At 58.3% G+C, this 12,263-nt stretch carries 8 protein-coding genes; 1 reads left to right on the plus strand and 7 read right to left on the minus strand.

Annotated elements, in window-relative coordinates; all coding sequences use genetic code 11:
- Positions 1 to 157 precede the first annotated feature (157 nt).
- The 7 genes from CJ255_RS18800 to CJ255_RS18830 all read right to left on the minus strand — a co-directional run bounded on the left by CJ255_RS18800 (position 158) and on the right by CJ255_RS18830 (position 10,600).
- Positions 158 to 865 carry an ABC transporter ATP-binding protein gene (locus CJ255_RS18800; protein ID WP_097645632.1) on the minus strand — a complete coding sequence of 236 codons (708 nt, stop codon included), beginning with the start codon at positions 863 to 865 and terminating at the stop codon, positions 158 to 160.
- Between the two features lie 349 nt (positions 866 to 1,214).
- Positions 1,215 to 2,348 (minus strand): DUF4367 domain-containing protein, encoded by a 1,134-nt coding sequence (locus tag CJ255_RS18805; protein ID WP_165774804.1) that lies wholly within the window; start codon positions 2,346 to 2,348, stop codon positions 1,215 to 1,217.
- 121 nt (positions 2,349 to 2,469) lie between these two features.
- Positions 2,470 to 2,883, minus strand: a complete 414-nt coding sequence (locus tag CJ255_RS18810; RefSeq protein WP_245863579.1) for a putative toxin-antitoxin system toxin component, PIN family — start codon at positions 2,881 to 2,883, stop codon at positions 2,470 to 2,472.
- Positions 2,880 to 3,140 carry a hypothetical protein gene (locus tag CJ255_RS18815; RefSeq protein ID WP_097645634.1) on the minus strand — a complete coding sequence of 87 codons (261 nt, stop codon included), beginning with the start codon at positions 3,138 to 3,140 and terminating at the stop codon, positions 2,880 to 2,882. The genes CJ255_RS18810 and CJ255_RS18815 overlap by 4 nt, the downstream gene beginning before the upstream one ends.
- Before the next feature lie 87 nt (positions 3,141 to 3,227).
- A complete protein-coding gene (gene carB, locus CJ255_RS18820) occupies positions 3,228 to 6,512 on the minus strand; it encodes a carbamoyl-phosphate synthase large subunit (protein WP_097645635.1) in 3,285 nt (1,094 codons plus the stop codon).
- Between the two features lie 306 nt (positions 6,513 to 6,818).
- On the minus strand, positions 6,819 to 7,766 hold the full coding sequence (locus tag CJ255_RS18825) for an AAA family ATPase (RefSeq protein ID WP_097645636.1): 948 nt from the start codon (positions 7,764 to 7,766) through the stop codon (positions 6,819 to 6,821).
- 341 nt (positions 7,767 to 8,107) lie between these two features.
- Complete coding sequence (locus tag CJ255_RS18830) at positions 8,108 to 10,600, minus strand: VIT domain-containing protein (RefSeq protein ID WP_097645637.1); 2,493 nt, start codon at positions 10,598 to 10,600, stop codon at positions 8,108 to 8,110.
- Between the two features lie 367 nt (positions 10,601 to 10,967).
- On the opposite strand from CJ255_RS18830, the gene CJ255_RS18835 reads away from it, so the two are divergent.
- Positions 10,968 to 11,879 carry a hypothetical protein gene (locus tag CJ255_RS18835; protein ID WP_124682008.1) on the plus strand — a complete coding sequence of 304 codons (912 nt, stop codon included), beginning with the start codon at positions 10,968 to 10,970 and terminating at the stop codon, positions 11,877 to 11,879.
- Positions 11,880 to 12,263 lie beyond the last annotated feature (384 nt).

Below are 12,263 nucleotides of genomic sequence, written 5' to 3' on the forward strand. Positions count from 1 at the left end.
CGCACCACCGCGCCGCCTTAGGAGCGAAGCGAAAGGTCTCTTGTGGTAACCAAATTTCGAGATGCTTCGCTTTGTTCAGCATGACAGGCTGCTGGGACGCTTAAAAATTTCTGCTTCCCTTACTTCATCATCTCTGTGTCCTCAGTGCCTCTGTGGTTCAATCCCTCGGTGCCTCTCGCACCTGCTCCATGCGCTCAATTGCGCCGTCGCGTAGGTGGACAATGCGGTCGGCATAGTGGGCCACACCCATGTCGTGGGTCACGAGCAGCATCGTCAAGCCCTCTTCGCGCACAAGGCGCTGGAGGAGGGTCATAATTTCGTTGCCGGTACGGCTATCGAGGTTGCCGGTTGGCTCATCGGCCAACAGGAGCCGGGGGCGGTTGGCGAGGGCGCGGGCGATGGCAACCCGCTGCTGTTCACCACCACTCAACTCACTGGGGCGATGATGACCGCGCTGGCCCAAGCCCAATTGGGTGAGCATCTCGAGTGCCCGCGCCTTACGTTGTGCGGCAGGCATGCCCGCCAACATCAACGGTACCGCCACATTCTCCCAAGCCAACTTGATCGGCAGCAGGTTGAAACTCTGAAAGACAAAGCCAAGGGTATCGCGGCGGTAGACCACCAATTGCTGATCGCTACTCGCGCCCAACTCGAGGCCATTGACCCAGATTTCACCGGCGGTAGGGCGCACCAAGCCCCCGATCAGGTGCAGCAGCGTAGATTTACCGCTACCACTCGGCCCCACCAGCGCAACAAACTCGCCCGCTTCAACCTGCACATCAACGCCACGCAGCGCATCCACCGCCGTCTTGCCCATCTGGTAGCGCCGCGCCAAGCCAACGGCATGAATCAGGTAATCTGCCATTCAAATAAGCTCACGCAAAGCCGCAAAGGGTTGGTACTCGTATCTCAAAAACTTTGTTAGCGCGAAGAATTCCTAGATCGTGCCGCTTGGCTTCGACAAGCTCAGCCAGCGGCGCGGTGGCCGCGAACCCAAGGCTTTTTCGCGCTAACGGGATGGTTGGACACTTTACCGTTTGCGCCATTAGGTAGTGCCGACTTTAGTCGGCTGAGGTCGCAGCCAGCCATTGGATGCCGGCTAAAGTCGGCACTACGACGGTAAAGCTGAAAGGCTGTTTCCGAAACCATCCCTAACAAAGTATTGGGGCTATACGCCCTCGCTCGCAAGCGAAGGCGCATTACCATGGGTACACTCAGCGCAAGCCCTCAGCCACACGCAGGGCTTCTTGGGGGGGCAACGGCCCAGCGATGATGTAGCGGATGCCATTGGCTTCCCAGCGCAGCATGCTGCCTTGCGTCTGGCTGTTGGTAATCATGGTGGCTTCGGCCCCATTGATCATCACCGCTTCGCTCAGGCTGCCGAGTGGTGCTTCGCGCTCGTTGCCGATCATCGCTTCGTTGCTCTGCACAATACTGAGGCTCACCTGTTCGCCAACATAGTTCATAATGACCGTACTGGTACCGACGACACGCACCTCAACGAGGCTGACGCCGTGGGGCAGGTAGCTCGGTTCACGCAGATGAAAGCTGACGCTAGTACGGGCCTCATCAAGGCTGGCGGCATGCTGCTCTTGGGCCTTGGCGATCAACTCGGCAGCCTGGAGCACCGTCGCCCCTTCTGGAATAGCAAAGCTAAAGTGGGCCGCATCAATTGGCTGATTGACCACAAGGTCGCGTACTTCAATCCGACCCTGACCAAGGTCACTTGCATTCACCTCAAGCTTCAAGGGCAGTGCCAACGCCTCATCAACCCACAGGGTGGCACGAACCAGCCCCTCAAGGGGCAGCCTAGCACTAGTTTCGGGACGGGGCGTAACTTCAACCTTCCACGTAGCCTGACCCGCCACCTGCTCGATGCCAAGCACGGTCAATTCAACCGCATCGAGTCCTTGGGCCACAAGATCATTGAGCATAGGCGGGCTACTGCTCCGCTGGGAATGGGCAAGCTCCTTGATTTCGGCAAGCTCACCCGTGACCACCATATTCTCAGTGGGATGATAGAGCCAGAAGGTGGTTCCATCGCTTACCATAGTGCTACCAACCAGCTTTGGCTCACTGGCTGCCGTAACCTCGGCACGCATCCGCACATTGGGATGGCCTGTCGCAGCACTCGGATCGATCTGCTCCATCCAACCCTGGACAGTCAGGGCACCATCACCCTCTGGACTCTCAACATGAACATCTATCGTCGCCTCAGCACTCGTCGTGGTCGCACGCGCATCCTCCATACGGCTCACAAGCTCTTCAGCCGTAGGCATACGCTCAGTACACGCCGCAAGGCCAAGGGCCACGAGGGCGAGTACAAGTAACAGTGCAATGCGTCGCATCGGGAACCTCCTTATTGATTGCACTAGGTACTGTACCATAGGTCATGGTCAAGAAGCAATAGTGGGGACTATTGTCTAGGGCTACATCAAATGTGACTTTGACGTAGCTCTAGCTATTGTCTTAGTGGAGCATGTTAAGAAATTGACGTGGATTTAGAATAGGTATACCACGAAAAGGATGCAACACCAACAGATCAGTATCACTGCTCACAATGCATGTCGCTTGGCCACTTACTGCCAATTCAAGGAACTTATTATCCTTCACATCACGACATTCGGTAATTGTAACATTAACAAGTGTGGGTATGGAGTGACGAATAATACCAGCTAAGAATTCATCACGCTCTATGTCATTGATATAACGTTGAAAGCGAGATCGCTGTAGGACATCTCTAAGTTCAAGTAGGGTACTATCCGATACCAAGAGCATACCATCGGTGTATGCACATTCCAACGCTTGTCTGGGTAGAGAATTTGGTAATAGTGCTGCACTCACCAACACACCAGTATCAAACACTACCTTCAGGTTGGTCACGATACGAGACCCTCTTCTCGTAGGATTTCTTCCAGAATCTCCGGTGTCAGCCCGCGAACTTTGGCTGTTTGGCCTATATCATCCATAATTGCATGTAATGGACGACAAGAATCTGTGATCCACGCACGAAGATGAAAACGCAACATCAATTGCATTCGTAACTGATCTTCAGGAGATGCTGACGTATAGGCTTGTGCTGTTGCAGCATCTACCGGGATGACAATGACAGCTTCACTGTCTTTAACCACTGTTGTCATGTCGTTCCTCCTTTGCAAGGTGGGTGGGGTTTTCGGGGAGGGCTTCACCCTCCCCGAACCCCTCCCTTTCTACAATCTACAATCGCATTACCCCGCCCGCTCCTGCAGGCTCAAGACGGTCCAGGTGTCGTCGCGGAGTGACCGGATGGCTTCTACGGCGGCGGCGGCCCCGGAGAGGGTGGTGAGCATTGGGATGCCATAGACAATCGCGGCGTGGCGGATGGCTACTTCATCAAAGAAGCTGGCTTTGCCTAAGGGGGTGTTGACGATCATGGCAACCTCGTTGTTCTTGATGTAGTCTACGGTGTTGGGGCGGCCTTCGTTGACTTTGAAGATGGTGGTGACGGCTAACCCTTGGCTGCGCAGGTAGGCGGCGGTGCCGCCGGTGGCGATCAGCTTGAAGCCTAGCTCGGCGAGACCACGAGCAATCGGTAGCAGGCTGGCTTTGTCGCGGTCGTTGACGCTGAGGAAGGCGTTGCCGCTCATCGGCAACTTATGGCCACAGCCGAGTTGCGCTTTGGCAAAGGCTTCGCCAAAGGTGGCTCCGCTGCCCATTGCTTCCCCCGTCGAGCGCATCTCCGGGCCGAGCAGTGTGTCTACGCCTGCGAAGCGAACCCAGGGTAGCACCACCTCTTTGACGTGGTAGCGCTGCGCCCCTTGGGCGCTCAACTGGCCTGCGCCGCGTTCGATCTGCGCCTGCCACTCGGCCAGCGGGCGGCCAGCAGTGCATTGTGCCGCAATCTGCGCCCAGGGAACGCCGGTGGCTTTGGCGACAAAGGGGATGGTGCGCGAGGCGCGTGGGTTGGCTTCAAGCACATAGACCACGCCATCCTTCATGGCGTACTGGATGTTCATCAGGCCGATGACGCCGAGCTCTTTGGCGAGGCGCACCGTGTAGGCACGCATCGTCGCTTCGTGTTCCGGGGGCACCATGTAGGTCGGAATGACGCAGGCGCTGTCGCCGGAGTGAACCCCAGCCAACTCGATCTGCTCCATAATGCCCGCGATCTCCACTGCATTGCCATCGGCGATGCAGTCCACATCCATCTCAAAGGCATCTTCAAGGAAGCGATCAATCAGCACCGGATGCTCAGGCGAGGCATCCACCGCCTCGCGCATGTAGCGCTCCAAGGTCTCATCGTCGTAGACAATCGCCATGGCGCGGCCCCCCAGCACATAGGAGGGGCGCACTACCAGCGGGTAGCCAATCGCAGTCGCCACATGCAAGGCTTCTTCCCACGAGGTGGCGCTACCGTGGGCGGGCGCAGGGATTTCCAAGCGATCCAACAGCGCCCCGAAGCGGTCGCGGTCTTCCGCCAGATCAATCGCATCGGGCGGCGTGCCCCAAATCGGCACTCCGGCAGCCTCCAGCGCCCGCGCCAACTTCAGTGGCGTCTGGCCGCCAAACTGCACCAAGACACCACTCGGCTTTTCCAGATCAACAATGTTCAGCACATCTTCCAACGTAAGCGGCTCAAAATAGAGCCGGTCGGCGGTATCATAATCGGTCGAGACCGTCTCAGGGTTACAGTTGACCATAATGGTCTCGTAGCCCATGGCACGCAGGCCAAAGACCGCGTGGACACAGCAGTAGTCAAACTCAATCCCTTGGCCGATGCGGTTAGGGCCAGAGCCAAGGATCATCACCTTTTGGCGCGTAGTTGGCTCGGCCTCATCTTCGGTCTCATAACTCGAATAGAGATAGGGCGTAAAGGCGGGAAACTCAGCGGCGCAGGTATCTACGCGGTGAAAGGTAGGAATGATCCCAAGTGCCTTACGCCGCGCCCGCACCGCCAACTCAAGCGACCAAGGGCGGAGCTGCGTCTCATTGAGGAGCGTCTGCACATCAGCGGGAGTGACGCGCAGCAGGATGGCGAGTTGGGCATCGCTAAAGCCCATCCGCTTCGCTTGGCGCAGCAGATCGGCGGGAACAGTCGAAAGCTCAAAGGCACGCAAGCGCCCCTCAAGATTGACCACCTGCTCCAACTGCTCAAGGAACCAGGGGTCAATCTTGGTAAACATATTGATCTGCTCAGGGCTCATCCCGCTCTGCAGAGCATAGCGCACATAGAACATACGCTCAGGAGTGGGCGTAATCAAGCGCTCATGGAGCCGTTCAGGGTTAATCTGGTCTTTGCCATCAGCGCCCCAACCCATACGTCCCTGCTCAAGCGAACGCCACGCCTTCTGGAACGCCTCGGGGAAGGTACGACCAATCGCCATCACCTCACCCACCGACTTCATCGCCGTCGTAAGTGTTGTATCAGCCTGAACAAACTTCTCAAAGGTCCAGCGCGGAATCTTCACCACCACATAATCGAGGGTCGGCTCAAAGCTAGCGGGCGTCTCGCGGGTAATATCATTGGGCAACTCATCGAGCGTATAGCCCACCGCGAGCTTGGCGGCAATCTTAGCAATCGGGAAGCCGGTCGCCTTGGAGGCGAGGGCCGAAGAGCGCGAAACGCGGGGATTCATCTCGATCACATAGATACGCCCATCGGTGGGGCTGACGGCAAACTGCACATTAGAGCCACCCGTCTCGACACCAACGGCCCGCAGCACCGCCAGCGCCTGATCGCGCAACTGCTGATACTCGCGGTCGGTGAGGGTCATCGCGGGCGCAACCGTGATCGAATCGCCGGTATGGACACCCATGGGATCAATATTCTCAATCGAACAGATAATCACCCCATTATCGGCGCGATCACGCATCACCTCCAGCTCAAACTCCTTCCAACCAAGGACACTCTCCTCAATCAGCACCTGAGTGACGGGCGAAGCATCGAGGCCACGTTCAACAATGAGCTTAAACTCCTCCATGTTGTACGCAATACCACCACCAGAGCCACCGAGGGTAAACGAGGGGCGAATGATTGCCGGAAAGCCCGTGAGATCAACCACCTCCAGCGCCTCGTCCACCGTATGGGCCGTACCGGAGCGGGGAACTTGGAGGCCAATCTCAATCATCTTATCTTTGAAAAGCTGACGATCCTCCGCAACGCGCACCGCCTCAACCGAAGCACCAATCAGCGCCACATGGTAGCGTTCAAGCACCCCCGCCTCATGGAGGTCTACCGCAAGATTCAGGGCAGTCTGCCCCCCGACCGTAGGCAGGAGCGCATCGGGGCGTTCTTTGGCAATAATCCGTTCAAGGCTCGCCACATCAAGCGGCTCAATATAGGTCGCATCAGCCATCCCGGGGTCGGTCATGATTGTCGCGGGATTAGAATTAACCAAGACCACCCGATAGCCCTCTTCACGGAGGGCTTTACAGGCTTGTGCCCCGGAATAATCAAACTCACACGCCTGACCAATCACAATCGGCCCAGAGCCAATAATCAGAATAGTATGAATATCGCTGCGCTTCGGCATCGTTGGGGGTTGCTCCTTACATGTCGGTAGGGGTTAAGGATACAGGAAATAGGAAATAGGGCTGAGGCTTCAGAAAGCCTTGGATGTCTCAAGGCTATACAGTAACCTAACATCTTCCCGTAGCCAATCAATCCATGTCGGAGCGATTATACATCATGGTGGTAGCATGTTTGTAGTATGGCAAACTCAGCCACCGAGCCGTCGGTGACTCTGTGAAAGCCTGCTACGCGGGCTGCACCAGTCAGGCTCAGCCCGCGTAGCGGGCTTCGACCGCATAATAGCCGCAGGCTTTAGCCTGCGGCGTACTCAACGCGGCACTTCCACGCGGGCTAGAATGCGCCCTAGGGCGGTTTCGGGGGTGAGGCCCTCGACTTCGGCTTCGGGGCGTAGGATGATGCGGTGGCGGTAGACGGGGCGCACGAGGTGTTTGATGTCGTCGGGGGTGACGTAGGTGCGCCCTTGGATGGCGGCGTAGGCTTTGCTGCTGAGGAGCAGTGCGATGCTTGCCCGCGTTGAGCCGCCAAGTACGAGATCGGGGCTGCGACGGCTCTCTTGGGTGATGGCTCCGATGTATTTGATGATGCCTTCTTCAACGGTTACGGTGCCAATTTCGTTGCGAGAGGCTTTGAGCTCGTCTGGCCCGACGACTGGACGGAGTTGCGCTGCTTCAAGGTGGTGGGCGTCAAAGCCGCGATGGTAGCGCTGCAATATTTCTAGTTCTACGTCGCTGGGCGGGTAGTCAATCAGGAGCTTGAAGAGGAAACGATCGAGTTGCGCCTCCGGTAGCGGGTAGGTGCCTTCGTATTCCACCGGATTCTGGGTGGCAATCACAAAGAAGGGCATGGGTAGGGCTAAACGCTGGCCCTCAATGGTCACCTGGCGCTCCTCCATCGCTTCCAGGAGGGCGCTCTGTGTCTTTGCGGGTGCCCGATTGATCTCGTCCCCGAGCAGCACTTGGGTGAAGATTGGGCCGCGCCGCAGCCGAAATTGGCCGGTATTGGGTTCAAAGACCTGGGTGCCAATCACATCGGAGGGCATCAGGTCGGGGGTAAACTGCACGCGCTTATATTCGGCGCGCAACAACATTGCCAGCGTTTTGGCCATCAGGGTCTTGGCCGTGCCCGGCACACCCTCCAAGAGCACATGGCCCCCGGCTAGCAGCGCGGTCAGCAGGAGCGTGAAGGGTTCTTCTTGGCCAACAATGACTTTGCGGGCTTCGCTGCGGATTTGGTCGCTGAGTTGCTGAGTGAACAAGGCTCTTCCTGTGGTACTAGGCGGGGTGGGCGAGGCTGCGCCTCCCTTAAAAGAACTCGTTGTGTTTCGTGTTGGCGGCTTTGCCGCCAACACGAAACACAACATGGGGTTTGGGGCGTAGCCCCATGCGTATGAAGTTAAGCCCCTGGAGGGGGTTTGGGGCGCAGCCCCACGAGCGGGTTTTAGGGCGGCAGCCCTAATAGGCTGTCTGAAAAGTCTATGGTTTGGCGTTGGAGTGCCGGCTTTAGCCGGCTAAAGCCGGCACTCCAGCGTGTGCCCCCCGGCTTTTCCGACAGCTTCTAAGTATCGTATCATGCGTATGCGCGAAGGCGCAGCCCCAACTATACTAAAAGTGCCAGGCAAGCGGTTAGGCCAATGGTCATGGCATCGGGGCGTTGGGGGTTGGCCTTGGGGCCGAGGACGCCGCCGTTGCCGTCGCCGCTGTTCTGTTGACGTGCGCTGATTTCGTTGAGGCTGAGGCCAAGGGTTTCCAGTTCTGTTGTGGCGGCAGCGCTGAGTTGGGTGGGGCTGAGTTGGCCCGTGAGGGCGCGGAGGGCTAGGTTGATCCAGGGATTCTCGGGGCGCTGTTCGAGCCATGTGGCGGCGCGGCGCACCTGTGGTCGGAAGGTGCCTTTGGTGGGGCTGTGGCCACTGTGGATGAAGGCGAGTAGCGCGAGGACGGTCGCCCGCTCGTCGTCGGCCCAGGTGCCGTTGGCCCCTTGGGTGCGCCCTAAGAAGCGCAGGGCGGCTTCGCGCCGCTGCGCGGCGCTGCGTGGCGGTTCGCAAGGTGCGGCACTGCGTTCATCGGCTTGGGCCATGCTTGGTGCAAACATAGCCGCAGTGCCTTCGTCTTCATCCGCAGCGGCGCTACCCAGCAGCATAGCTGACATCCCAGAGCGCGAAGCTAGGCTCTTAAGCCCTTTGGGCAGTGCTGCGGAACGAGCAACCCGCATGGCTGCGAAGTGCTGCCCCCCCAACGGCCCAGGCTCGGGTTCAAAGGCTTCACGCCGCGTACCCGCTGGCAGATGCACTGGTACCACTATTTTCTGATCACTACGCCGCCCATCGGCGTCGGCAGGTGCCTCCTCAATCGCCACAAAGGATGTGTGGGCACTGAGCAGGCCATACTCTAGGGCAAGGGCTGCCGCTTGATCGCGGTGTTTGCTGTGCTCGCTCGCGGCAAGGCGCGCTTCATCCTCAAGCGCCTCAAGCCGCGCCCGCGCCCAGAGTTGCGGCAGTGCGGCCCAAGCTCCGCCGCGATCGGGGGTGGCCAGCGGAAGCTCAAGGGCAAGCTGTTCACTATAGCTGCCCTGGGCCGTGCGCCCCTTGATCGTCACTGTGGTTGCTTGGTCGCGTGTGGCGGCATAACGGGCCAAGAGGACCAAGGGCTGGCCAGCGTAGAGATCGGGCAAGGGCTCGGGTAGCGCCTCACGCACAAGTGCCCCGCCCCAATCCACACTCAGATCACGCAGCAGCGGCATACCAGCGCGGCGCTGGAAACGTTCCACCGCAGGCTCAATCGGCTCATCGTTGAGGATATACTCGGCACAGCCGCGCCCAATGGTCGCCAACCGATCAAGCAGGAAGCGATTGACCGCCGAACCGAGCCCAAAGGCAAAGACACGCGCCTCATTCAGTTGGGCGGCCAATTGCTGCAAGACGCGGTCCTCGTTGCCTACTGCGCCATCGGTGAGAAAGACGATCATGCGTAGCCGTTGGGGATCGCGTGGCTGACTGAGCGCCTGACCAATCGCCCCGGCAATTTCGGTACCGCCGCGGGCATGAATCTGGGCAATAAACTGATCGGCTTGGTCGAGGGCCGCTTGGGTGAAGGGCAGCGGCGCAGGCGCAAGTTGCTCGACGACATTATCGAAGGGGAAGATATTGAAGGTATCGTCGGGATTGAGCGCCCGCAGACAGGCTCGCAGCGCATTGCGGGCCTGCACAATGCTATCGCCAGCCATCGAACCGCTGCGGTCAAAGACAAAGAGCAGTTCACGCGGCAGAATCTCGGCGTTACTAGGCAATGCCCGTGGCGTCAGCATCAGCAGAGTTGCACCAGCCTGCCCAGCGGCGCGGTAGGCAAAGGTAGCAGCAGCATAGCCCTCACCAGCGGGACGGTAGCGCAGCAGCGCATCGCGGTCGGGCACAGCAGCCGGATCGCTCAGACGCACAAGCGTCCGGCCCCGCTGCTCAATCGTCTCACACGGAAAGCCCTGGGTCTCCAATTGCAGCTTGCGCCCGACATCAAGGCTGATCTGCATACTTAGGGTATGCCCCGGCGCATCTTTGGGCAAGAGCGGCACCTGGCCCTCTTTGGGGCCAGTGGGCGCAGCGGCGGGCTGGTAGCGCGGCAGCACCACCGTGGGCATAGTCAGCGTAAACCAGCCATCATCAAAGGGCACTTGGCTAAAGAAATTGAGCTCTGTTTCAACCAGTTCACCGGGTTGCAGGTTCGCCACTTCAAGGCTAAAGAGATTCGGGCGCTGGCGTGCCAACAGGGCCGCATCGGCCCCCCGCGCCGCTGCGGCCTCAAAAGATGCCTGCGCCTCCGCTTGGGGGCGCAAGGAACCCTCAATCACACGCTGACCCACCCGCAAGCGAAAGCCAGTCACCGCCGCCTCAGCGGGCAACGGAAAGACATAGAGCGCATCAAGGGGGGCCGTGTGGCTATTACGAAAGCACTGCGTCACCTGGGTTGTGGCGAGCGGCCCAACCACATCTATAGCAATCGTGGTATGCTCAAGGGGCACCGGAGGCAACGTCGCCGTGTGGGGCAGCAACATCGCGCCGGGCAATTCAGCAGCAGCGTGAAGCTCAGGACGCGCCATCATCAAACTCCTTTGTTGCGGGGTATCCTACTGCTCTTCATGTGTGAGTCAGTGTACCATAGCACGCGGGCGATGAGGGTGGTGCCGATCATACCATCCTACTAGCTTGGGGCCTCGGCATTGAAGCTAGTCGCTCGGCGATTGTTGGACTGGGGGGCAAGTAGAGTACTTATGTTTACTTTTTGTATTTTTGTACAAAAACATCTAATGACATTCAAGCGCGTGGATGCGTTCATAGGGTGACAAGTTACACATCAGCCGACCGAACCATGGATAATCGTTCGGCAGACTGAGGGTAGTTGCCAAGAGAGCGAGTATGCTGAGGTAGTGCGGTGATGCAGCCCAAAGGACTATACAGCGGAGCATTGTCATGCGAAATTGGCATATCATAGGTGACCGTCTCACGATGAATCTTTCGGCCCTGCTCTTGGCGCGGGCGAAATATTTCCGCCGGAGTGTCGAAAGCGAACCACTGGGTGCGTTGCTGCCCAAGATTGACCTAGAGGTGCCGCCACTCACCGATGTCGGCGCAGTTGCGCTCCAAGCACGGACACCCGTAGGCCTCATCGATCCGGGCTTTCGTGTAGCAAGTTGGGCCACCACAGCCCGCCCGGTGATCATCTATCACCATGGGACAAGCGAGAATCCAATCGAGCAGAGCTTTCGGCAAATCTTGGGACGGGCGCAGCAAGAGCTTACTGCCAACCTCATTTTTGTGCGCGCCCCCTTTAATCGTTCGGCACGCGCCTTCATTGCGAGCATCGCCGATCTGCGTAACTATGTAACCATGCTGGCCACCTCGGTGACACTGATCGAGGGTCTGGTTCAAGCTTGCCGCGCTGCGGGCCAAGGGCCAGTGATGATTACCGGAACCAGTCTGGGCGGCTTTGTTACCAACATTCATCACAGCTACCACAACAGTGCCGATTGCTATGCGCCGCTGCTCGCAGGCCCGCGTATAGAGGATGTCTTCTTACACTCGATCTATCGTCGGCTTGTCAACGTATCCAATCCAGCGGCAGAGCAGGCCATCGCCCATGCCCTCAGCTTCAGCGCAGCCTACCAACGTGTGAGCCACGCGAATCTCTTTCCGCTGTTGGGGCTCCATGACCAGTATATTCGCTACGAGACGCAGCACGCAGCCTATGGCCCTACCGTTGCGATCACCACGCTAGACAAGGGCCATGTGAGTGGCGCACTGGCCTATAGCAAGTTGCGCGCCCATCTTCAGCAGAGCTTGCAGATCTGTTTGGGGGCCAAGTTTCATGATCATTTGGAGTGATTGCATGGCAACAGCCATAGGACGAGCCAATCAACGACGGCGACAAAGGTGTGGCGCACTGCCACGTTACAGTGTAGCCTCACGCACTGCATCCTGATGCGCTCAGGCTGAAACCTGAAACCAGGCACCTGAAACCATGTTTGAGAAATGATACCGATTGCCGTTGAATATGCCGCATAGCAAATTATGTCAGACCGCATTGCAATGAGGTATACCCTGCTTGTCACTTGTCACTCATTACTCGTAACTGGTATGAGAGGCACAACCTATGCCACAGCGCGATATTCGTTACCAAGCCGCGATTGTGCGTGACCATCATGTCCTGCTCGTCAAGGTTTACGACCGCACGAACGGTCATCAGTTCTGGATCTTTCCGGGTGGCGG

The organism is Candidatus Viridilinea mediisalina (assembly GCF_002532535.1).
GTDB lineage: Bacteria > Chloroflexota > Chloroflexia > Chloroflexales > Chloroflexaceae > Viridilinea > Viridilinea mediisalina.